General features: G+C 33.3%; 15 protein-coding genes. 4 read left to right on the top strand and 11 right to left on the bottom strand.

Translation table 11 applies throughout. The annotated features are described in order from the left end of the window. Positions 1–320: 320 nt before the first annotated feature. From ACNQGG_RS12465 to ACNQGG_RS12490, 6 genes are all read right to left on the bottom strand, one after another. Positions 321–1,091 (bottom strand): hypothetical protein, encoded by a 771-nt coding sequence (locus ACNQGG_RS12465; RefSeq protein ID WP_417964441.1) that lies wholly within the window; start codon positions 1,089–1,091, stop codon positions 321–323. Between the two features lie 33 nt (positions 1,092–1,124). After that, positions 1,125–1,862 carry a nitroreductase family protein gene (locus ACNQGG_RS12470; protein WP_417964443.1) on the bottom strand — a complete coding sequence of 246 codons (738 nt, stop codon included), beginning with the start codon at positions 1,860–1,862 and terminating at the stop codon, positions 1,125–1,127. Next, on the bottom strand, positions 1,853–3,181 hold the full coding sequence (locus ACNQGG_RS12475; protein ID WP_417964445.1) for an aldehyde dehydrogenase: 1,329 nt from the start codon (positions 3,179–3,181) through the stop codon (positions 1,853–1,855). The genes ACNQGG_RS12470 and ACNQGG_RS12475 overlap by 10 nt, the downstream gene beginning before the upstream one ends. 78 nt (positions 3,182–3,259) lie before the next feature. Next, positions 3,260–3,955 carry an RluA family pseudouridine synthase gene (locus ACNQGG_RS12480; protein WP_417964447.1) on the bottom strand — a complete coding sequence of 232 codons (696 nt, stop codon included), beginning with the start codon at positions 3,953–3,955 and terminating at the stop codon, positions 3,260–3,262. Between the two features lie 42 nt (positions 3,956–3,997). Further along, entirely contained in the window at positions 3,998–4,816 is an 819-nt protein-coding gene (gene panB, locus ACNQGG_RS12485; RefSeq protein ID WP_417964448.1) for a 3-methyl-2-oxobutanoate hydroxymethyltransferase, read from the bottom strand. Positions 4,817–4,949: 133 nt separating this feature from the next. After that, entirely contained in the window at positions 4,950–7,415 is a 2,466-nt protein-coding gene (locus tag ACNQGG_RS12490) for a glycoside hydrolase family 3 N-terminal domain-containing protein (protein ID WP_417964450.1), read from the bottom strand. 158 nt (positions 7,416–7,573) lie between these two features. On the opposite strand from ACNQGG_RS12490, the gene ACNQGG_RS12495 reads away from it, so the two are divergent. The 4 genes from ACNQGG_RS12495 (at position 7,574) to ACNQGG_RS12510 (ending at position 12,378) form a co-directional block, all read left to right on the top strand. After that, complete coding sequence (locus ACNQGG_RS12495) at positions 7,574–8,320, top strand: NUDIX domain-containing protein (RefSeq protein WP_417964452.1); 747 nt, start codon at positions 7,574–7,576, stop codon at positions 8,318–8,320. Positions 8,321–8,503: 183 nt separating this feature from the next. Beyond that, entirely contained in the window at positions 8,504–9,616 is a 1,113-nt protein-coding gene (locus tag ACNQGG_RS12500) for a sensor histidine kinase (RefSeq protein WP_417964454.1), read from the top strand. Next, positions 9,609–10,295: a response regulator gene (locus ACNQGG_RS12505; protein ID WP_417964456.1), complete on the top strand. Its 687-nt coding sequence runs from the start codon at positions 9,609–9,611 to the stop codon at positions 10,293–10,295. The genes ACNQGG_RS12500 and ACNQGG_RS12505 overlap by 8 nt, the downstream gene beginning before the upstream one ends. Positions 10,296–10,437: 142 nt before the next feature. Beyond that, positions 10,438–12,378, top strand: coding sequence for a KUP/HAK/KT family potassium transporter (locus ACNQGG_RS12510; RefSeq protein WP_417964458.1), 1,941 nt, complete (start codon positions 10,438–10,440; stop codon positions 12,376–12,378). Positions 12,379–12,446: 68 nt separating this feature from the next. On the opposite strand, the gene ACNQGG_RS12515 is transcribed toward ACNQGG_RS12510, so the two are convergent. From ACNQGG_RS12515 to ACNQGG_RS12535, 5 genes are all read right to left on the bottom strand, one after another. Further along, positions 12,447–13,874, bottom strand: a complete 1,428-nt coding sequence (locus tag ACNQGG_RS12515; protein ID WP_417964460.1) for an L-serine ammonia-lyase — start codon at positions 13,872–13,874, stop codon at positions 12,447–12,449. A 368-nt stretch (positions 13,875–14,242) separates the two neighbouring features. Continuing rightward, entirely contained in the window at positions 14,243–16,534 is a 2,292-nt protein-coding gene (gene tamL, locus ACNQGG_RS12520; RefSeq protein WP_417964462.1) for a translocation and assembly module lipoprotein TamL, read from the bottom strand. Further along, entirely contained in the window at positions 16,527–21,527 is a 5,001-nt protein-coding gene (locus ACNQGG_RS12525; protein WP_417964464.1) for a translocation/assembly module TamB domain-containing protein, read from the bottom strand. Before ACNQGG_RS12525 ends, tamL begins: the two co-directional genes overlap by 8 nt. Before the next feature lie 202 nt (positions 21,528–21,729). Beyond that, entirely contained in the window at positions 21,730–23,412 is a 1,683-nt protein-coding gene (locus ACNQGG_RS12530; RefSeq protein ID WP_417964466.1) for a Na/Pi cotransporter family protein, read from the bottom strand. Between the two features lie 168 nt (positions 23,413–23,580). Beyond that, positions 23,581–24,381 carry an NIPSNAP family protein gene (locus tag ACNQGG_RS12535; RefSeq protein ID WP_417964468.1) on the bottom strand — a complete coding sequence of 267 codons (801 nt, stop codon included), beginning with the start codon at positions 24,379–24,381 and terminating at the stop codon, positions 23,581–23,583. Positions 24,382–24,432 lie beyond the last annotated feature (51 nt).

Below are 24,432 nucleotides of genomic sequence, written 5' to 3' on the forward strand. Positions count from 1 at the left end.
AATTTATAAATCGATAAAAAAATTAACAAAAATAAAAATGGAGTAATAATTCTAAATAAATTATTACTTATAGCCGATTTATCAATTAATAAAAAAAGATTGGAAATAATACAATTATTGAACAAGCTTAATAAAGCTATGTCAGGTTTAAAGAATAGTAAAGAACTACAGTATGATACCATAGGGAATTTTTGCTTAGGTTTGAAAGATTGATTTGGGGTCTAGCTTTATAATTTCGAAATATATGAATTTTTTTAAAAAAACACACAACTAAAAATACTTTAATTGTGTTTTTTAAAAGCAATGTTATTTAGCACAATTTATTCAAACTCATTTTCAGAATTGATCCCTATAATTGCAACATAAATGGCATAATACATAGAATACATAAAAGGTATTGTGAAAAATACTCCAATGCAACATCCTATAAACCCAACCATCGATGCTATTGCTGATACAATGATTAATCCCAAAAGTACGAATGGCTGTTTTGATATAATTATGACGCTTGATTTGATGGCCTCAATAGCTTTTAAATTACCAAAAATAATAAAGGGAATTGTTAAAAAAGTAAAAAATGAAATTGTCATTGCAATTAATGATCCAACTATTTTAATTCCTGCATAATCAAGCAATGATGATATGCCTGACGTTACTATCGAAATTAGAATTGTAGAAACTACAAGTTCCTTAAAATAAGGGGCTTTATAATATTCTAAAATTGTAGAAACATGAAATTCTTCATCCTTTTCACCGCAATAGGCCATTTTAATTAATCCGGCAGGGAAAGGACTTAAAAGACAAGATAACACTATTGCTCCAACTACATAAACTAACATGTAAACACCTGAAAAGTTTTCGTTTTTTAAATTTTCTAATGATTTTTCATTTAATATGGATACTCCAAAAGTAAAAATTATTGCCCCAAATATAAGAATAGCTATTAAAACAGAGAAAACAAAAATTATTAAACCGGCATACAGTGCAATTTTTTTATAGTTTTCAAATGCATGATTAAATACATTTCCAAAATCTAATTGGTATCCATTGATTTTAATTTCTTCTATCTTTTCTTTAGTAGTTTTCATCATTTAGTGTATTTGTTTTATTTGTGAATTGAATGTTTAGAGTTTAAAATAGACTTCTTCGAAAGGAATCCTAAAACGGTCTCCATAAATGCCCTTTTCCTCCCGAAGACCACATCCTATAATCATATTTATTTCGGATGAAGGAGGTAAATGTAATATTTTTTTTATTCTTAGCGAATCAAAACCTTCCATAGGGCAAGTATCATAGTTAATTGCTGCCATACTTATCATAAAATTTTGTGCAGCAAGTCCAGCACTTTTATGAGCAACAATGCGCATATCACTTTGTCTTGCTTCTCTGTAAATAGGTTTGAATAATCCGATGATTTTAAAAATAATAAATTTTAGTATTCCAATAATCCCCAGAAAATCAAAGTAAAGCGTTGGAATAATTTTTTGATAATAATTCAATGCAAATTTTTCTCTTTTTGAATAAGAGGATTCTGGTTTATTTCCATATAGCGATATTAAATAATCAATATTTGACTGTACTCTTTTTCTCCATAAATCTTTTCGTGCAACAACTATAACCATTTCTTGTGCTGTTTTTGCTGCATTTTGTCCGAAACTTGCTCCTGCAATTTTTTGTATAATTTCAGGAGAAACGACATGATAAAATTCCCAAAGTTGCATATTACTGCTCGTAGCTGCCAGTGTTGCCAATTGAATGCATTCTTTTACTTTTTGTGTATCAATGGGATCGTTTTTAAAAACCCGAACGGACCGTCTGTATTTAATGGCCTCACTTACCGATTTTTCATTGGTTACAACCATTTTAATAATTTTTTAATTGTTTTTAATTTATCATGGTATGGTGCATAACGCATCGGTAAATCCAACCAGTTTGCTTTTTTTACGATTCCCTTTTCATGCGAAAAAGTGTCAAAACTTAAACTGCCATGATATGCGCCTATTCCGCTATGGCCAACACCTCCAAAAGGTAATCTTTTGTTAGAAAAATGAATTACAGTATCATTGATGCAGCCACCTCCAAAAGAATATTTATGTATGATTTTTTGTGCAAACGAATGATTTTCAGTAAAAATATATAAGGCTAAAGGTTTCTCGTACTTAGAAATTATAGCATTTATTTCGGTCTCATTTTCATACGAAAGAATAGGAAGCAAAGGACCAAAAATCTCTTCTTTCATAATCAGACTGTCCACACTCGATTCATCAATAAGCGTAGGGGAGATGTAACAATTTTCAATTTCAGTTTGACCCCCAAAAACCACTTTGTCCTCCTCAATCATATTGACCAATCGAAGCCAGTTTTTTTGATTTATAATTCGGGCATAATCAGGTGATAGTTTAGGATTTTCGCTGTATGCTTTGGTGATTTCTTCTTTCATGAATTCCAAAAAATGGCTTTTCATGTTTTTTTGAATCAAAATATAATCGGGTGCAATACAGGTTTGACCAGCGTTTATAAATTTTCCCCAAACAATTCTTTTAGCTGCGAGTTTTAAATTGGCAGTTTCATCAATAATACAAGGGTTTTTTCCGCCAAGTTCCAGTGTTACGGGAGTTAAGTTTTCGGCAGCAGCTTTTGCCACAATTTTGCCAACCGGAACGCTTCCTGTAAAAAAGATATAATCCCAGCGTTGAGAAAGCAAATTCTGAGTAATTTCAACTCCGCCTTCTACAACTTCGACATGACTGATTTGGAATGTTTTTGCAATAATTTTTGCAATTATTTCAGCTGTTTTTGGAGTGAGTTCAGAAGGTTTTAAAACTACTTGATTTCCTGCAGCGACAGCTGAAATCAAAGGACAAAGAGCCAGTTGAAACGGATAGTTCCAAGGCGCTATAATTAATACTTTGCCGTAAGGTTCTTTGTAAATATAATCAGTGGAAGGGAAATTGAGAATGGAAGGAAATACTTTTTTTGGTTTAGCCCATTTATATAAATTCTTTATAGTGTCTTTTAATTCAGAAATAACATAATTGGTTTCTGTGAGTACCGCTTCAAAAGCCGGTTTTCTGAAATCATCGTATAAAGCCTGAATAATTTCATTTTCATGAGTAATAATCACATCCAGTAACTTTGTTAAAGTTTCCTTTCTAAATCCTATAGTAGTTTTATAATTCATTAGGCATGCACAATTTATTTAGTGCTATGCAAGTTAATTTTTATAATTTACATAAAGAATTATTCTTTAAAAAAAAAATCATAGTGCGTCCCATATGGAATCAGATGGAGTAGGAGCAGTTATGTTTAAGGCTTCTTTTGTAACAGGATGAATGAATGTTAATTTCCTGGCGTGTAAATGAATGCCGCCATCAGGATTACTGCGGTCAAAACCGTATTTTAAATCCCCTTTTATAGGTGAACCTATAGCAGAAAGTTGGGCTCGGATTTGATGATGCCTACCTGTATGAAGATTAATTTCTAATGCAAAATAATTATTGAGTTCCTTGAATATTTTATAATCTAGACTGGCTAATTTACTTTCAGGAACTTCTTTAATATGCGCTTTGGAAGTATTATTTTTTTCGTTTCTTTTTATATAATGAACGAGATTATCTTCCTCTTTTGAAGGTTTGTTTTTTACGATTGCCCAATACGTTTTTTGAGTTTCTCGATTGCTAAATAATTCATTCATTCGGGTTAAAGCCTTACTTGTTCTGGCAAAAACGACTATTCCAGTTGTTGGTCTATCTAAACGATGGACTACCCCCAGGAAAACTTCACCAGGTTTGTTGAATTTATCTTTGATATATTCTTTGACAACCTCACTCAAAGGTTTATCCCCGGTTTTATCCCCTTGCACAATATCTCCTACACGCTTATTGACCACAATAAGATGGTTGTCTTCGTGAAGAATTTGGAGGTTGTTTTTGTTTGAAATTATTTTGGTAGACACTTTTTATGTTATTTTTTGGAAACTAAATACTGCGGTTGAATACTAATATTGCTCATTAGCATTAGGAAAATCACTCGATTTCACATCAGTAACGTATTGACTGATTGCAGTTGTCATCCCTTCATATAAATTCATGTATCTTCTCAAGAAACGAGGACTGAATTCATTATTCATTCCAAGCATATCGTGAATAACCAAAACTTGTCCATCAACACCGCCACCAGCACCAATACCAATAACTGGAATTGAAATACTTTTGGCTACTTGTTCTGCTAAATAGGCTGGAATTTTTTCAACAACCAAGGCAAAACAGCCTAATTTTTCAAGCAATTTAGCATCTTCCATTAATTTATGCGCTTCTTCTTCTTCCTTGGCACGAACGGTATAGGTTCCAAATTTATAGATGGATTGTGGGGTTAAACCCAAATGTCCCATAACTGGAATTCCAGCATTAAGTATTTTCTTGATAGAATCTTTAATTTCTTTTCCACCTTCCAATTTTACGGCATGTCCACCACTTTCTTTCATGATTCTGATGGCAGAACGCAATGCTTCTTTAGGGTCTGATTGGTAACTTCCAAAAGGTAAATCAACCACAACCAAAGCTCTTTCTATGGCTCTAACTACAGAGGAAGCGTGGTATATCATTTGGTCCAAAGTAATAGGTAAAGTCGTTTCATGTCCAGCCATTACATTCGAAGCCGAATCACCAACAAGGATTACATCGATTCCAGCAGTATCAACAATTTTAGCCATGGTATAATCATAAGCGGTCAGCATGGAAATTTTCTCTCCATTAGCTTTCATTTCAATTAATGACTTTGTTGTAATTCTTTTGTAATCTTTTTTTGCTACAGACATGGATTGTTACTTTTTGCCACAATTTCAAGTGACAGGTTATAAAATGTAAAAGTAGTAAAACAAATTCTTTAGAAACAAAAAAATGGGTCCGAAAAATCGAACCCATTTTTGAGTAATTCTTATAATTTGTATACTAATGCTTCAAATCAGTGAATTCTGAGTCAGCAGCAAACGCTGAATTTGTTTTTTCAACAATTTTTTCTTTTGCTAAAGTAAAATTTGCAGTTTGCTTAATATTTAATGATGACGTTCCAATTGCTACTTTATAAGAACCTGCTTCGGCAATCCAAGCATTTTTGTTTGGAATAAATGAAGCCAAATCTTTTGAATTTAATGTCAATACAATTGTTTGACTTTCTCCAGGTTGTAATAAATTAGTTTTACCAAAAGCTTTTAGTTCTTCTGTAGGTTTGTCAATTGTTTTTGCAGGAGCAGAAAGATATAATTCCACGACTTCTTTACCTGCTATTTTACCGGTATTTTTTACAGTTATGGTAACGTTCATTTTGTCTGCAAATGCGCTTGAACTCAATTTTAAATTAGATACATCAAATGTAGTATAAGATAATCCGTATCCAAATTCATATGATGGTTTTACATGGAATGTATTGAAATAACGGTATCCTACATAAATTCCTTCTTCATAAGTTACACTAGTAGGATTTTCAGCAGGTGTTCCAATCCAGTTTTTAGCGGATGGTGTATCTTCATATTTTACTGGGAAAGTCATTGTTAATTTTCCAGAAGGAGTTACTTTTCCAGAGAAAACATCCGCAACAGAATTTCCACCTTCTTGACCCGGTTGCCAAGGTAAAAGGATAGCATCTACTTTATCTTTCCAGCTTGCTGTTTCGATCACACCACCAATGTTTAAAACTACCACCACTTTTTTGCCTTGAGCATGAAAAGCTGCTGAAACCGTATTGATTAAGTTGATTTCATCTTGAGCCAAATTAAAATCTTCATCTACTTTACGGTCATCACCTTCACCAGCATTTCTTCCAATTGTGATTAATGCCAATTCAGATGTGTTCGCTTTATTTTTAACAATTTCTTGGTTTAATTCTAATTCAGGAAGTCTTTTTGGAGTTGCCAATAAACCTTCTTTTTCACGTCTTTTTGTTTCAATCTCTTTTTGAGTAGCCATAAAAGGTTTGTATAATCCTTCTAATTCTTTGTCAATAGAAAATCCGGAGTTTGTTAAACCGTCAATTAATGAAACAGAATAGGCTTCATTAACATCACCACTACCAGTTCCACCAGAAATAAAATCATAAGAGGTTACACCAAAAACGGCTAATGGAGCTGATTTTAAAGTGAAAGGCAATACATTGTTATTGTTTTTTAATAAAACAACCCCTTCCGCAGCAGCTTGTCTTGTAACTTCTGCATTTTCTTTTAAGTTTGGTTTGTTAGAATATTTGTAATTGCTCATTGCCGGAGATCTCATAACCAATTCTAATACTCTTCTTAAATTGATATTGATTGCTTCTTTAGATAATTTCCCGCTTTTTATATCTTCAGCTATTACTTTTTGTTGCGCAGGTAAACCCGGCATCAATAAATCATTTCCTGCTGTAAGTTGTTTCGCAACATCACTAACAACGTTTTTATCCATAATAGCTCCAAATCCATTGTAACCTCCAAACCAGTCTGTCATCACTAATCCTTTGAATCCCCATTCGTCACGAAGTACAGTAGTCAATAGATCTTTGCGTGCTGATGTGTAAGTACCATTCAGTAAGTTATAAGATGACATTACCGTCCATGGTTGTGATTCTTTAACTGTAATTTCAAATCCTTTTAGGTATATTTCGCGTAACGCTCTTTCGCTGACATGTGCATTAACACCCATTCTGTTTCTTTCCTGATTATTGGCAGCAAAGTGTTTTATTGAAGTTCCTACACCATTAGATTGTATACCATTTACCATTGCAGCTGCAATTTTTCCGGCTATTAATGGATCTTCAGAATAGTATTCAAAATTTCTTCCACACAATGGGTTTCTGTGAATATTCATTCCTGGACCTAATAAAACATCTACTCCGTATTCTTTTACCTCATTACCCATTGCTTTACCAACAGTATTGATAAGTGCTACATTCCAAGTAGAAGCTAGTGCTGTTCCCACAGGGAATGCGGTAGCATAATACGTATTCGAATCCTCATCTCTAATGGATTTAATACGCAAACCTGCAGGACCGTCAGATACAATTACGGAAGGAATTCCTAAACGAGAAATGGCTGTTGTTCCTCCAGCAGAACCAGGAACTTTAGCAGTGTCTTTTTCAGTGGAAAACTGCATTTTAGCCCAGTCAAAACCAGGCATGCCAATTCCAATAAGCATACTCGCTTTTTCGTCATCAGTCATTTGGTTGATTAAATCTTGAATTCGGTCTTGAGTTGAAAGACGGTAATCTTCGTATCGGTCTAACTTTCCATTTTTATTTAAATCAGAAAAGGTAAATCCGTTAACAGTTATTATAGGATTGGGTTTAGTCTCTTTTATTTCTGGGTTTTTTGCCCAAGAAATTCCAGAAATGACAAGCGCTGAAAGAAGCGAAGTCTTTGCGATTTTCGAAATTGAATTGTTCTTCATTTGGTTTTTTTGTAAATAGATTTTTTTATTGCTTCATTATGAAGCAATATTAATTATTTTTTTTAATATTTGCAAAAAAAGACAGTTTATTTTTTGATTATCAGTTTTTAAAGTAAAAATTATAATCAATTTCGTATTTTTGCGATTAATATAAAACTATGGAATTTAATAAAATAATAGAGGGAAAATCAGCTGAATCTTGGGATATATACATTCCAAATTTATCTGTGGATTGTGTTGTTTTTGGATTTCACGACACTACCTTAAAAGTATTGGTTACTAGACTAAAAGAAACAGATCTTTGGGCACTTCCCGGAGGATATGTTTTAAAAACAGAAAATCTTAAAGAGGCGGCCAATAGAATTTTATTTAGTAGAACAGGTGCTGAAAATATTTATTTGCAAGAATTTAAAGTTTTCAGTGATTTGAATCGATCTGATGGAATTTTTGATAATTTTCCGGATACACTATGGAACAAACAGCGCTTTCTATCCGTTGGATTTTATGCCTTAGTCGATTTTCATCATGTAAATTTAGTTATGGATGATTTTTCTGATGCGTGCGAATGGAAATCAATTGATGAATTGCCAGATTTTATGATGGATCACAGAAGTATTTTTGATAAAGCATTAGAAACGCTGCGCAGACAATTAAATCATAAACCTATTGGCTACAGTTTATTGCCTGAAAAATTTACGATGCCCGAACTTCAAAAATTGTATGAAATTATTTTAGCTAAGAAGTTGAATCGCGGTAATTTTTATAGAAAGATGCTGCGTTATGATATTCTCGAAAAATTAGAAGAAAGCAGAAAAGGGGGAGCGCACAAAGCACCTGATTTATATAAATTTGATTTAGAGAAATACCAATTAGCACTTAAAAATGGATTGAATGAAGGTTGGTAAAGGTTTTAAATTGTTGAATGAGTGCATTTGTATCTTCATCATGAAGGCGAATGAAAATTATGTCTTTTCTTTACTGGAATTGTTTTAAGAAATCTTTATAAAATCTTTATACCATCTTCAGATATATTATAAAATACTTACAACATATCATTTAACTTTGTAGTGTTAATAAGAAAGATAGTTGTGAAAAGTATTTTAAACCAAATAAAAAGAGAAAACCAATACTTGATATGTGTGTTGTCTGTAAGTGCAGTTGCTTCATTGTGCTTGTTTACCAGAGATTATTTGGATCATAAAATTGTGGGTTATTTATTATTGGTTGTAGTTTCTTTATTAGCTACATTTTTAGATATTTTGCCAGTATTGTTAAGTGCTGTTTTAAGTGCTTTAATCATGAATTTTTTCTTTTTGAAACCCTATTATACATTTCATATCAGTAATGCCGAAGATTCTTTATTACTGTTTTTGTTCTTCCTAATTGCACTCATCAACGGGGTTTTGACTTATCGAATCAGAAAAGCCGAAAAAATATTGCAAATAAAAGAACTCAGGATAAATACAATGAAGCTATACGATGCCTTATTGGATTCATTATCACATGAATTACGGACTCCGATTTCTACAATTATGGGCTCCATTGATACAATACAAAGTAAAACGTTAACTATTTCCGAGGAGAATAAACAAAAACTATATTCAGAAATCGAAAAAGCATCTTTACGTTTAAATCATCAGGTGGAGAATTTATTGAATATGTCCAGATTAGAATCGGGTGTCATACAACCAAAAATGGATTGGTGTGATTTAAAAGAATTGGTTTATAATGTTTTGGATAGCCTAAAAGAGGATCTGCAATTTCATAAAATCGCAGTTGTTGCCGATGAAAATTTACCTCTTTTCAAATTGGATTACGGTTTGATGGAACAAATTATTTACAACTTAGTTTTTAATGCCTCTCAATACACTCCAAAAGGAGCTAAAATAGAAATCAAAGTACAATACAATCCGGATATTGATTTTGAATATAATCCAGATAAATTAATACCGTGTGTCATCACTATTTCCGATGATGGAAGCGGTTTTCCAGAAGCTGAAATTGATAAAGTCTTTGATAAGTTTTACAGATTGCACAATTCTAAAACGGGAGGAACCGGATTAGGATTGTCTATTGTAAAAGGTTTTGTTGAAGCCCAAAATGGTAAAATAACTTTAGAAAATAAAGAAGAAGGCGGTTCCGCTTTTAAAATATATTTTCCAACATTAGTAATGAATACAGCAGCCATTTCAAATGAATAATTCAGCCGAAATATTAATTATAGACGATGAAATCCAAATTAGGAAACTACTGGAAATTGCTTTAGATTCAAATGGGTATAAAACTATTTTTGCTGTAAATGGAAAGGAAGGGATAGCGCTTGCAGCAAACCATCAGCCAGATTTAATTATCTTGGATTTAGGTTTGCCAGACGAAGATGGACAGGTAGTTTTAAAAAGATTGAGAGAATGGTATAAAAAGCCCATCTTGATTTTAACCGTAAAAAATACCGAAGAAGAAATTGTAAAAGCACTCGATAATGGTGCCAATGATTATTTGGCAAAACCATTCCGAACCCAAGAATTATTGGCTAGAATTCGCACCGCTTTAAGGAATTTAAACCAAGATGAAAATGAACCCATAATTGAGTTTGGAGCAATTTCGATTGATTTTACATCAAGAATCGTGAAGTTAAAAAATGAAATTCTAAAATTAACAACTACTGAATATAATTTGCTTTCCATTTTGGTTAAAAATGAAGGCAGAGTACTCACACATCAGTATTTACTCAAACAAGTTTGGGGGAACAGCTATTCCGACCAGACACAATACCTGCGTGTTTTTGTGGCACAACTTCGCAAAAAAATCGAAGAAGACCCAAACCGGCCTAAATACATCATCACCGAATCTGGAGTTGGATATCGCTTTAATACCAGCTAAAATTCACAATGCTTTGAGTAAATCGCTTTAAGCAATAATCAAAAAATGACAAAAAAATCATCGAATTGTATGTTCTAAACATCACGATCAAGATTTTTATTGTCTAATAATTAATAAGTTATACAATTAAATTTAAATTAAAATGAATAAATCAACTATTCAAAAAGTCAGCGCCGCATCGCTTTTAGTGGCATTAGGGATTATTTATGGAGACATAGGAACCAGTCCGTTGTATGTTATGAAAGCCATTATTGGACAAAGAGAAATCTCTAAATTGCTTGTTTACGGTGGTATTTCCTGTATTTTTTGGACACTAACCTTTCAAACAACTTTCAAATATATTTTCTTGACACTTTCAGCAGATAACCATGGTGAAGGTGGTGTTTTTTCACTTTATGCATTGGTAAAGCGTTTTGGTAAAGGAAAATTGGTAATTCCTACCATTCTAGGAGCCACCACACTTTTGGCAGATGGAATTATTACGCCACCTATTTCCGTGGCTTCTGCAGTTGAAGGTTTGGGAGATGTGGTTCCTGGCATTCCAATACTTCCAATTGTAATCGTAATTTTGTCAGGATTGTTCTTTTTTCAACGATTTGGAACACAAAAAGTTGGTTTCTTTTTTGGACCCGCTATGGTAGTGTGGTTCTCAATGCTTTTTATTTTAGGTTTTGTACAAATACTGGATCATCCTGCTATTTTGACGGCATTAAATCCAATGTATGCCTATCAATTACTAGTTGAATATCCTCACGGATTCTGGTTATTAGGAGCCGTATTTTTATGTACAACGGGAGCCGAGGCACTATATTCGGATTTAGGGCATTGTGGAAAAACGAATATCAGAATCACATGGATTTTTGTCAAAATTGCTTTAGTCGTAAATTATTTAGGTCAAGCATCTTGGCTTATGACTCAAGGAAATACATTTCTTGATGGAAGAAATCCTTTTTATACCATCATGCCACAATGGTTTCTTTTTTCAGGTGTTATTATTGCCACTTTTGCAGCAATCATTGCTTCACAAGCTTTGATAAGCGGTTCCTACACGTTAATAAATGAAGCGATGTCACTTAACTTTTGGCCAAGAGTTGCCATGCGAAATCCAACCAATTTGAAAGGACAAATATACATTCCTTCAGTAAATACAATTCTTTGGGTAGGGTGCATTTTGATGATTTTATATTTTAAAAACTCCTCAAATATGGAAGCGGCTTATGGGTTCTCCATTACTATTGCCATGCTGATGACCACTGTACTTTTAAATTATTATTTGATTTATATAAAAAAAATGAACAGGGTTTTGATAGGCATAATTATTACAATTTTTGGGATTATTGAAATTGCTTTTTTTATTGCCAATATTGTAAAAATCAAAGAACGTTGGATGTTCTTGTTCTTTGAGCTTTTCATTTTTATGACCATGTATACTTGGTTTTTCGCAAGAAAAATTAATAATAAATTTCTAAAGTTCACCAATTTAGCGGAGCATACGCAACAACTTCAGGAATTGAGTAATGACATCAGTATTCCAAAGTATTCAACCCATTTAATTTATCTCTCTAAAGCGGATAGAATTTATGAAGTGGAAGAAAAAATATTAAAATCTATTTTTTCCAAAAAGCCAAAAAGAGCCGATGTCTACTGGTTTTTTCATATCAACAGAACCAATGATCCTTTTACTTTAAATTATGAAGTAATAGAATTGTTAGACGATAAAGTCATCAAAATTGTGCTGAATATTGGTTTTAGAATCCAGCCAAAAGTGGAATTGTATTTCAAAAAAATAGTACAGAATTTAGTCAAAAATAAAGAATTGAATTTGCATATTCGCCCTGACGGTTCTACGAAATACAATGCAGATCCTGATTTTAAATTCATTATTTTGGAGAAATTCCTCTCTGTCGAAAATGAGTTTGCCGTTAAAGATGCCTTACTGTTGAATTCCTATTATATGCTTAAAAACTGGTCACTTTCAGATATTAGAGCATTTGGGCTTGATAAAAGCGATGTGGAAATTGAAGAAATCCCTTTTGTTTACCAACCTATTCAAAAATTAGAATTGGAAAGAAAAAAGATTTAGAATAAGTATTCAGTGTTCAGTCCCAGTTTGCAGTAACTGCAAACTGGGACTGAACACTGAATACTTTCTTAACAATCCGCCATATTCACAGCGATTGCTAAACCACCTTCAGAGGTTTCTTTGTATTTATTGTTCATGTCCTTGGCAGTTTGCCACATGGTGTCAACTACTTTATCTAACGGAACTTTTGCGTTTTTTGGGTCAGTTTCTAATGCTAATTCGGCGGCATTAATTGCTTTTATGGCTCCCATCGTATTTCTTTCGATACAAGGAATTTGGACTAATCCACCAATAGGATCGCACGTTAAACCAAGATGATGTTCCATGGCAATTTCGGCAGCCATTAAAACTTGTTCCGGAGTTCCGCCCATTAATTCGCATAAAGCAGCCGCTGCCATTGATGAGGAAACCCCAATCTCTGCTTGACAGCCACCCATTGCTGCTGAAATAGTAGAACCTTTTTTGAAAATACTCCCTATTTCACTGGCTACCATCAGGAATTGTTTGATTTCTTTTTCACCGGCATTGTGGTTTTCGATAACTAAATAATACATTAAAACAGATGGAATAACACCTGCACTTCCATTCGTTGGAGCGGTAACCACTCGTCCTAAAGCAGCATTTACTTCGTTTACCGCAAGTGCAAAACAGCTTACCCATTTTAATATTTGGCGAAATTTTACTTCCGTTTTTCTAATTTCTTCTAGCCAAGTTTGAGGGGAATTATAATTGGCTAAACCAATGAGGTTTTGATGCATATCAAACGCTCTTCTCCTTACATTTAGTCCGCCGGGTAAAATTCCTTCGGAATGACAACCAATATACATAGACTCCAGCATGGTGTTCCAAATGCGCATTAATTCATGATGAATCATTTCTTCGGATCGCATTGATTTTTCATTCTCATACACGATTTCCGAAATCTTTTTATTTTCTTTCCTGCAGTAGTCCAAAAGTTCAGTTGCCTTATCTATTGGAAAAGGGAAAGCACATTTTATGGCAATTTTTTTCTTGGCATTGATGCGTTCTTCTTTCACAACAAAACCACCGCCGATAGAGTAGAAGGTAGAAATATATTCATCATCATCCGTTATGTAGGCCGTAAAAGTCATGGCATTAGCATGAAAAGGAAGGAAGTTTTTATTAAAAACAATATCTTCTGAAAAATGGAAAGGAATCTGGTGTTCATTACCAAGATTGATTTCATTTTTGCCCTTAATTGATTTTATAATTTTATCGATATTTGAAATAGGAATATATTCAGGATCTTGTCCACTTAAACCTAGCATAATTGCTAAATCAGTGGCGTGCCCTTTACCAGTTAGCGAAAGAGAACCATATAAATCTACTTTTACTCTGTTTACTTTATGGATTAAATTTTCGTTTCTCAATTCACTCAGAAAACGTTCTGCTGCGCGCCAAGGCCCAAGTGTATGAGAACTAGAGGGTCCAACACCGATTTTAAGCATATCAAAAACAGAGATACATTCTTCCATAATTTAGTAGTAGGTTTTATTACTAACAAAGATAATAGAATGTAACAATGAAAAGATTAAAATTGGAGTTTTATTAAATATTTGGTAAAATATTAAGTCATATTCTAATTATTCAATAACGTAAATAAATAATTGGGTAGTTTAGGAGTTTTAATGAGGACTTCTGAAATTTTGGATTTTTGAGCTAATTTGTTAATGAGCTATTGAAAGACATTACGAATTTGAGATCATTTTTTATACAAGATTTAAATGCTTTTTATTCGAAAATTAATTGAAGCTATTTTCTGTTCCAGTTATTAAAAGTGTCGAAATTCCAAATTGAAAAGGATAAATAATTTTTAAGAAAGTGTTAAGTGCTTAAAGACTAATTAAAAAGGATAGCCAATAGCCAAATTAAAAACTAAATTTTCTTTTCTCCAGGTACCGTTCCCAAAATTGATTTGATCTAAAACCCAACGTTGACCCTCCGGCAAATAAGGTTTTCGAATAGGGAAGGCAAAGTCCGTTCTAAGAATTAGAAAAGAAAAGTCAAAACGCAATCCGGCTCCGGTTCCAACGGCCAATTCGTTCATAAATTTTTTAGAAAATTGAGCGCCTGGTTTTTCAGGGTTATCTTTCAGTAGCCATATATTTCCTGCGTCTATGAATAGAGCCCCTTTTACTAAGCCATAGATTTTAGCTCGGTATTCTGTATTTAATTCCAGTTTTATATCCCCAGATTGGTCTGCTAAAAAACTACTGGAGGTGCTAGAGCCATCATAAGTTCCGGGACCTATTGATCGCGCGCGAAATGCTCTTAAACTATTGGTTCCACCAATAAAAAACTGTTTAATAAAGGGTAACTCATCCGAATTTCCGTAGGCAAATCCTGCACCTACAATAATCCTGCTGGCAAGCTGGGAATCAGGTCCTAATTTTAAATAATGTCTAAAATCGTTTTCTGTTTTTATAAATTGGCTGAAAGGAACATCAAACAGTTTGATAGTATCCCCTTTTTGTATGTTTGCTCCTGTAGCTAATCCCGCTATGGTTCCGGCAAGATCTACAGTTCCTTTGTAGTAAAATGTGTTTTTCTTTCTTTTCTGTAAGGTGTTGGTGTACGTAAAAGAATACGTTGGGCCAAAAATTAATTGTTTCTCAATTACTTTCCCCAGAGAAGGATTAGCTAGAATCTGTTCTTGATATAAAGGAGTTACATTTTGCGGACTTGCATAAGTGATTTCGGTAACATTTAATAAATGTTCTTTTTTCTCGCTTGCTTTCCATAAATAACCAAAGGATCCTTTGAATGTTTGTAACGAGTACAATTTGGTTCTGTTTTGAAATTCATAACCTAATGTAGCCTTTGTTTTTGGAACAAAGCCACTAGAAGACCTAAATTTAAATGGGGAAACAAATCTCGGCCAAACTAAATTAGCTTCCGTTCCAAACCGGTATACATTAAATCCATTATTTTGCCCAGAAACTTGTACTTCGACACCGCCAAAAGCAGATATGGTCAGTAATTCAGCACCTCTGAAAGCATTTCTATTGCTCCAGTTTAAATTGAGTTCGGTTCCGGTATAATTAGCAGAATTAGTTTTTGCCAATACTTCCAAACGAAGTGATTTTTTGGGTAATGGCGTAAGATAATAGTACGCATCCAGATAATTTCCTATGGTATCGGAAGGTTTAAACTGATTTTTAACGAATTTGAAAGTGCCCAAATTTACTAATCGATTCAAAGATAAATTATGATTGGTACGGTTGTATAAATCTTCTTTTTTAAAATACAAGGCACGGTCAAAAATTCGTGGTTTGAATAAATTATCCGGATCTATAATGGTGAAATCATTGTATTTTTTGATGGAATTATAATTGGGTTTCAAGCTGTCAGAACCAATGGAATAGTTTGGATAAACAATAATTTTATTGATTTTGAATGGTGTCTCCGCTAGTTTTGGCGTTTCGTCTTTTACTTTTACGATAAGATCTACCTGATGATCAGCAACAGTACTGTCGACTTGTACTTTAAGATAATCGGGGTTGAAGTAGAAAAAACCTTTTTCCTTAAGTCTGGTGTCAATACGGACTCTTTCTTCTTTAATAACATCAAGGCTATATCCGTTATCTTTTTTTAATAAACTTCTGCGTTTGGTATTGCGAACCGCACTAGAGATTATGGAGGAATCTGTGGGGAATTTTACTTCTCTAATTTTATATTGTTTACCAGGTTTTACAATATATTCTGCAGTAGCTTTTTTACCATGTCGAGTTGAATCTGCTGCAGTTTTAGTATTAAAATAGCCACTGTTTTCAGAGAAATTCTGTAAAACACTTTTGCTATATTCTAAATCTACCTGACTGTATAAAACGGGTGGCTCACCTACTTTAGTTTTCAGCCAATACCGCCATCCTTTTTCTTTTTTGGGTGTTCCCGCTAAATTGTAGATATACAATTTTGGTCTCAATCCTAGAAAAGAGGCGTTGGGTTTTGGTCTAAGAATGTCTTTTAGTGCCGTCTTTAACGCTTTTTTTTCCTTTTTAGAGGCTTCGTTTCCTTCCACTTTTACTGTTCCGCCAATGTACAACAGTTCGCCTTCGGGCAAAAATCTTGTATTGCTGCACGAGGTGGCAAACAATGCTAAAAAAAGAAAATATAGTAAATGGGTCTTATTCATCAGATTTCTTTTTTGATTCTTTTTTTAATTTTTTAGCTGCTTTTTGCGCTTTACTTTTACCAAACAATTCCTTGAATTTATTGTAATCCAAAGTGATGATAAAAGCAATTCCTGTTTCTACAACTTCACCTTGAAGAGCCACTTGGTATTTGTTTATTCGATAGGCCCGGATTTTATACCTTCCATCTTTTGAAAGTTGGTAGTCTAAAGAAACATCGCCAGCTATATTATTAGCATTCTGATTGACTTGTTGTGGTCCTTCAATTCCAAAACTACTTCCTACGGTAACTTTCAATCGGTCATTCAGTAATTTTTTAGAAATACCTACATTCAAATCGGTTTTGTTTTCTCGTTGTCCCGTTGTATAATCATCAGAGGTATTCAAATCAAATTTAAGTTCCACACCACTTATTAAATCGCCTGCGAGATCATTGAGTTGCTGCGATAAAATTTTACTGACACTTTCTCTGGCTAATGAAGAAACGTTTGCTCTTCCAGCTTCACTCGCAAATGGATTTTCTCCAATGAAACGATTCAGTAGCAATAAGGCAAAAACCTGTTTATTCAATTCATCAGGCTGCTGACGTAGTTGCGTCAGTTTGGCTTGTGTAGTATTGATAATTTCAGTCGAAACACTATTATTTCCTTCAGGCAAAACGATGTCAAACGAAATGGTAGGTTTCAGCAGTTCACCGGTCATTTTTAATCTGGTTTCAAAAGGAATTCTTTGCTTGTATGTATTTCTAACTTCGGCTGTAACAGTTCCTAATTGGTCATTAACCAAATCAATTGGCGCAGCTTCTGTTTTATAAATTGCTGTAATACTAATGTCGGCCGTGGTTGGTTCTCCCGTCCAAAGAATATAACTTCCCGGTTTGATGTCGAATTTCCTTTTAATGGAATTAAAATTCATTTCATAACTTCCTTCTGATAATTCATATCTGCCAGTCAAAGTTGTTTTTCCCGAAGGATCAATTCCACCGTTCAATTGTGCTTCTCCTTTTAATTTTAGGAAATCTCCGTTTGCTTTGTCAATAATCAGAGATAATTCAGCCTCTTTGTCTATTTCAATATTTACGGAAGCATTGATTCCTTTTATCTCTGATTCATTAGTAAATTCTGCTAGAGCAATATCCCCCATTAATTGTGGATTGTCTTGATCAATAAATTCTACAATTCCTTCTCTATCGGCTATTGATGGATCTGATTGTGGTAAAACAATAGTAAATTTAGTGTCTTTGTTAATTTTAATATTTCCTTCCACAACAGGATTGTCAAAATTGCCTGATATTTTCAAATGATTGTCTAAATACAATTCGCCATAATACATAGCATTGTCTTTGGCTTTAGAATTAATAGCTTTGAAATTATCTGCATCCAAGGCTAAATCAAAACCAAAATTCCTGAAATTGGTACTCTCTATTTTTCCGTTTATGGTTAAATCATTGTCTTTTTCATCTTTTAGAATGAAATTATCGAAAAGAATGGCATCGTTGGTAAATATGATTTTATCATTTGCAGACTTGAAGGTTGAGTTAAGCTTTGTCGCCTTGAAACCAATTTCATTGAATTGTAATTCTCCAATTACTTTGGGCTGAGTTGTAGTTCCTGTAATTTTGAAATTGCCTCTAAAAAAGCCGGTACTTTCTTTTATATTATCCAATGTAAAACCCTGAATACTTTTTAAATTCAGTTTTTCAATAGCCAGATTCATATCAAAACTACTATCAGTTGTTTTGTAATTTCCGTCTAAATTGACTTGGTTCCCCTGACCTGTAATTGAAATAACCGCATCATATCTATTGGTAATTGCATTATTTACTTTTATGCTAACAGTACCGATAGTATCTTTTTTGAACGTAAAATTTTCAATATTTAAATCGGAAGTGAAAAGGGGTATAGTAGTTACATTTTTAACTAATGCATTTCCATTGATTTTTCCGCTCATTTGCAAATCCTTTTTCTCCACCATACTGGTAATGGTTTTGATGTCAAAATCCTTGAAATCAATGGCGATTGGCGCATTCGTTCCTTCAGATTGTGATTGTATTCGGATACTGCTTCCCTCTTTACTCAATTCGAAATTATCAGCGTAAATTCCTTTTTTGCCAAAACGAATTAAATTGTCTTGGGCTATTTTCCAAGATTCATAGTTGAGTAACAGATTGTTTGGATCAAAACTTATTTCATTATTTCCGTCTGTTGCCTGTAAAGTTCCTGCAATCAAGTATCTTTCTACGTTTTTTATATCTTTTAATTGCAACGTGTAATCCAGAATGTTATTTTGCACTTTCCCCGAAATATTGGTGTAAGGCAACTGAATTTGTTTGTTTTGAATATCGTCTACAATCAAACTGTAAACAAGTGCCTTGTCTTGAGTATCCACCTTAAGAACGGCATTCGTGATGGTGTTTTCTCCGTAAATTAATTTAGGAATGGTACCACTTAGAACAATAGAATCGTTAATAGAATTATATCTTCCATTGATGTTAATAGGTTCAAGACTTTTCAACTCAGGAATAAGTTTCAATAGAATTGGACTGTCTTTTATACCAATTTTAAAAGCAAAATGTTGTTTTTCAACAGCGGTTTTTCTTGTATTTGGTTTGCTGTCATAATACTTGGCAATAGAATTAGATAAAGCGGTCGCTATTTTTGATAACTTATATTTTCCATTGACTTCACCATCCATAAACGGGGATTTCAATACTAATGTATTCTTTTCAGGCGTGGATGTTGCGACTACGTTTATTGAATCAATTACAAATTGTTCTTTCGCATTGGCTATTGTTATGCTGTGTGCATTTAAGGTTCCATTGAGATAATCTAAATTTGCGGATTGAATATCAGCATCTACAGGGCCTCTTATTTTCATTGGACCGGCATGCAGATTCAGTTTTTCCAAATCAGCGATATCCACATTCAGTTTTAATTTTCCAGTTGGATATTTATCTCTAAAACTTCCGCTGCTGACTAAATCAAAAGTCAGATTAGGATCTTTTGCCACAGCGGTTGCATTGAAATTTCCACTGCGAATAGCCCCTTTTACGCTCAGATTTTGATACGTATATTTATTGTAATAGGCTTTTTGAATAGTTCCGTTGAAAGAAGCTGTAGCAGTTTTCAGATTGGAACCATTTCCTTTTATATTGGCTTTTAAAGTGACTTTTCCAATGGAATCGTTTTTGATAAATTTTCCTAATTCAAAATTAGTCAGTTCCATTTGAGCATCATATTTATCCTGATTTTTTATGCTGCGGTCATAGGTGCCTTTGATTTTTGCATTTCCAAAACTACTTACCAAATTCAGATTGGTATTAAAATTAGCAATTGTCCCTTTAAAAGTTCCTACGGCACTGAATTTCGAAGGCAATTGAATCGAATTTGGAATCGTTCCCGGAGGTAAAATTCCATTAAAATCCTTTGAACCGGATTGCAAGTCTTTAATATTCAAATCAAAGTAAGCTTTGTTGACATCTGGTAAACCGATTATTCTGCCGCTTGCAGCCACTTTTGTGGTTCCAATGCCACTGATTTCGATGGCCGGAAATACAAAGTTTTTTAATTTCCCGGAAACTTTACCATTGACAAGCAGTATCGCGTTTGGATAGCTCATGAAAGGATTCGTCTTCGATACCATGGGAGCAAAAAGCAAAATATCTTTAACGGCCAATTTACTTTTTTTCAAATTAGCGATAAGACCTAATTCCCCAGGATTTTTAGCCAATGATTCAATGGAAGGATACCCTATGAGAATTTCATCTCTCAATTCAGTTTGAGGTGTTTTTAAATATAATTTTTTAAGCGAGGCATTTCGTCTACCGTAGAAAAATTCAGCATTAAACGCTTGAACATTCAAACCACTTTTTTCTCTGAATGTTAACGAATTGGCATCTCCGGAAATTTTTTCTGGATTGTAATACAAGGCATCAACTTGTACGTTTAATTTAGTGAAATCTAAATGGTTGTAATCGATCCCTTGCTTAGTCGCGGCACTGTTATTATTGTCATAACGGAAGTTAATTCGGTTAAACGTTGTTTTGTTTACTTTTACTTCCCAGTTGTTAGTTTTGTCATTAGATTGATTTTTTACATTTTTTTGGTCTAGTTTTCCAAAAGCCAATCCACCTTCCACACCCGTCAAATCAATACTTTCGATTAAAAGTAATTGATTGTTAAGGTCAATTTTATTAATTTTAGCTAACAGTTTTTTCAAATAGAAATTAGTGGATAACTTGGTTTCGTCACTTTGATAATCGAAATCAATTTTGGATAAATCAATTTCGCCCAACTTTAATTTTAAGATAGCGTCTGGAGCATTTTTTGCAGCAGCAACTTTGGTTTTATTGGATATTTGAACCAAACCTTGTTTTAATTTAAACCTTAAACCATTAATTTTAGCTTTCGGAATTTCAAAGTTCATTTGATCTAAATCAAACGTTTTTATAGCTGTTTCAAAATGATTTAGAGTAGCAACTAAATCATTTTTTGTAACGGCATCGTTATAATTAAATTGTATTCGGTCTAGCTTAATTTCCTCCACAGAAAATTGCATTGGGGGTGAATCGCTCTTTTGTTTCTCTGGTGAAGCAAAAGCTTTGAAGATGTATTCGAAATTAAAAACTGCTTTGGAATCTCTATTTAGATTGGCAGTAATGCCTTCCAGTTCGAGGGAGTTGATTTCTATTTTGTTATTCATCAATTGCAACAAACTAATGTCAGCCGCTAATCGCTCTCCGGCTAAAAGGGTGTCTTTTTTTTTATCTTGAAAATAAACACCTTTGAGTATTATTTTTTCGGGAAACCCAATTTTTAAGGTGTCAATGGAAACTTTGGTTTTAATTTTCTCTTCGAGATAAGTTACTGCTTTTTCTTTGGCAAAATTTTGAACTGAAGGCATTTGAATAGCAAGAAGTAACAATAAAAACAATACGATTATAGTTCCTATTATCCAGAGGAAAATTTTAAAAATTCTTTGTAAGTATTTTTTCAAAAGGTCTTGATTTTAGGTCTAAAAATAGCCAATTTAGACTAGAAAAGCAATTTAAATTCTAAATTGAATTAAACACAAAGATGAAAATTTAAATCAGAAATGCTTTATATAATTTAGATATTAACTTACAAAATTTTTGGATTTAAATATCCGAAAAAAAAATTGAATTGGATAATTGAAAATGAACCAAATTTTGTGTGTATTAGGTTTTGTAAATTGGAATCTCATTAAAATCTTCCGCTTGTTTTTCTTCTAATAAAATTTCTTTTACTGCCATAAGCATCGCTTTATTTGAAGTGAAAAGTTCCCGATTAAAGTTAATCACCGTAGTGATATCAAGATCTTCAATGGATGCGTTTTGTGCTTCTGTGTAAAAATTATTTAAGGCAGCGCTATAATTTTTCTGAATGGAATTAAATAGATGTTGTAGTTCTTCAAAGCTTGCTTTTTTATTCTCAGATAGGAATGCATTCAATTGAAGGTATAGATTTTCGGTTTCTTTTTTATGGTGTATAAAAAAATTGTATTTAATGTCTTTTGACGAATGTCTCAGGTTTGTAATATTGCTGCCTATGTCTTTCACGCTTTTCACGGAATGCATGGAACTGCGTACGGCAGAAATTAGTTGGTTGAGTTCAGCCTGCTTTTCTCCTTCTAATTTTGTTCTCAATTCCAGATAAAAAGCCTGTAATTCGCCCTGTAATTGTTTCAGAAATTCATATTTATCTTCTTCGGTTTTAGAAAAGAAGTTCCTTTTCTCATTGATGGCTTTAAAATCATCATTTTTTAGAATTGATAGCGTATCAATTTTGAATAATTCCAAATTAAAAAGCATCGAATTATGAATGAAGTATTTTGTTTCTCTTCGGAATAAATCAAGCGCAGTTTCTGGTTCATTAATAGAAGCATGGCCTATAAAAGCAACTGTTGACCCATTAGAATTTTTAAAAAAACGTTCTAAAAATTTCGTGAAAAGTTCAAGAAAAGGAAGGAAGATTACAATAGCTAACAGATTTATTAAACTCGAAAAAGTAACCAACCCAATGACTGGATCTTTGATTTTTATAATATCAGTTATCAGTAAAAGAATAGGTCTAAGCAATACAAAAGCAATGGCAGTAATGAAAATATTAAATAATAAATTGCCAAGTGCCACTCGTTTTTTGGAAGCATTTCCGCCAATAGCACTCAATACTATTTTAATAATGGTCCCAGTTTCACTGCCCAGAACGATTGCGGCTGCCATTGGAAACCCTATCGCTCCTGCGTTGAGAGCACTCAATGTAAGCGCCATAGTTACGGAGCTAGATTGAACAACCAGCGTAATCAAAAAACCAATTATCAAAAAAATCACTAATGGCTTCGAAGCATATTGTGAAAAATCAAAATATTGAACCTGTGTTTCCATAGCCGTTTTCATGAAGGAAAGCCCAATAAACATTAAACCAAAGCCCAAAAGAAAATAGGAAACATATTTTATGGTTTTGCGATTCCCAAGAAGGATTAGGAGAAAACCTCCTAAACAAACTGCCGGGTAAGCAATGACTTCTATATTGGTTTTAAAACCAAGTGTTGCCACCAGCCAGCTTGCAAGTGTTGTTCCCAGGTTTGCCCCCAAAATAATGGCCATGGCATTTTTCATGGTGAAAACTCCGGCGCCAACAAATGCCAAAACCATCAACGAAACCATAGAACTACTCTGTAGAATACCAGTTACAATTGTTCCTCCTGCAACCGCACCAATGTTGTTTTTTGTGATTCGCTGCAGAAACAGTTTGAAATTTCTCCCGGAAAGATTTTTTAAGGATTCCTCCACAAGATACATTGCGAAAAGGAACAGTCCCACGCCGGCGGAAAGTTTTAATATTATATTGAGGGTTTCCATAGTTAAAAATAGAAATAAAGATACTTAAAATTAATGATTTAATCTTTTCTTAATGAGGTATTTGTACTTGTTTTTATTCGGGAAAAAGTAAAAATTTTAAGGTTTTAAATAAAAAAACTACAACTTTTTAAAGGTTATAGTTTAGGATTAAAATTATGATTTGTAAAACTAATAATCAGAATAATCAGTTGGGTACAAAAAAGTAATGTCTATGTGTGAAATATTGTTTTTGTATTTTTCCATAGCTATTAATCCTTTCCATTCCGGCGAATCTACAAAGGCTTTCCAATGTGAATCTCTACTTTCTTGATCTGCAAAAGTGGTCATGTACATCAAGTTTGGCATTTTGGCTCCCGAAAGAACTTCGCCATAAAAAACCGCATTAAAGGTAAGGCGGTCAAAAAGTTTAATTTCACCACCGGCATTAAACATATTGACTTTGTTTTTATAAATCGCTTCGCTTGCTGATTCGTAGCTTCTCAATTCATACACTCGATTTGCTCTTGGACAGTTCAAAAAGGGAGTTGACAAAATAGGATGATCTGAAAAAGCTTTTAATAAAATAGATTCGATACGCAAATATGGCGCTTGTTTATAAGAAGCATTTAAATAATCTGCTCCTTTAGCCAAATAGGTTTTGTCTTTGGCCAATTTATCTTCCAATCCCAGAAATTGAGTCATGGATGAAAACGGAATCACTAGCATCACTTTTTTTATTGTGTCGGTAGCGTTTGGTCTTGGTTTGAACACTCCAATATTTTTAATTCCAAGTTTTTTCAGACCCGGAAGAAATGCTTCTTTCAAATATTTTTCAGTAGTTTCAACTTGTTGTTCCGTTTTGAAAATATAGGTTTTAATTTGGTAGAATTCTCTTGATGGCGCTGCAATTTTAGAATCAGACGTTATTGTTTTAAAGCTGGTAATGGCTAAGACGATAACCACTAGGAATAGTAATTTTCCTGTTTTCATATTTTATTTTTGATTTATATTTAATTCTGGTTTAATTAAAAATTATAGCAA

The sequence above is a fragment of the Flavobacterium esculini genome, from assembly GCF_048284325.1.
Taxonomy (GTDB): domain Bacteria; phylum Bacteroidota; class Bacteroidia; order Flavobacteriales; family Flavobacteriaceae; genus Flavobacterium.

Coding starts and splice junctions, on each gene's coding strand:
- ACNQGG_RS12465 (WP_417964441.1), bottom strand. CDS start 1,091: ATGATGAAAACTACTAAAGAAAAGATAGAAGAAATTAAAATCAATGGA.
- ACNQGG_RS12470 (WP_417964443.1), bottom strand. CDS start 1,862: ATGGTTGTAACCAATGAAAAATCGGTAAGTGAGGCCATTAAATACAGA.
- ACNQGG_RS12475 (WP_417964445.1), bottom strand. CDS start 3,181: ATGAATTATAAAACTACTATAGGATTTAGAAAGGAAACTTTAACAAAG.
- panB (WP_417964448.1), bottom strand. CDS start 4,816: ATGTCTGTAGCAAAAAAAGATTACAAAAGAATTACAACAAAGTCATTA.
- ACNQGG_RS12490 (WP_417964450.1), bottom strand. CDS start 7,415: ATGAAGAACAATTCAATTTCGAAAATCGCAAAGACTTCGCTTCTTTCA.
- ACNQGG_RS12495 (WP_417964452.1), top strand. CDS start 7,574: ATGGAATTTAATAAAATAATAGAGGGAAAATCAGCTGAATCTTGGGAT.
- ACNQGG_RS12505 (WP_417964456.1), top strand. CDS start 9,609: ATGAATAATTCAGCCGAAATATTAATTATAGACGATGAAATCCAAATT.
- ACNQGG_RS12510 (WP_417964458.1), top strand. CDS start 10,438: ATGAATAAATCAACTATTCAAAAAGTCAGCGCCGCATCGCTTTTAGTG.
- ACNQGG_RS12515 (WP_417964460.1), bottom strand. CDS start 13,874: ATGGAAGAATGTATCTCTGTTTTTGATATGCTTAAAATCGGTGTTGGA.
- tamL (WP_417964462.1), bottom strand. CDS start 16,534: ATGAATAAGACCCATTTACTATATTTTCTTTTTTTAGCATTGTTTGCC.
- ACNQGG_RS12530 (WP_417964466.1), bottom strand. CDS start 23,412: ATGGAAACCCTCAATATAATATTAAAACTTTCCGCCGGCGTGGGACTG.
- ACNQGG_RS12535 (WP_417964468.1), bottom strand. CDS start 24,381: ATGAAAACAGGAAAATTACTATTCCTAGTGGTTATCGTCTTAGCCATT.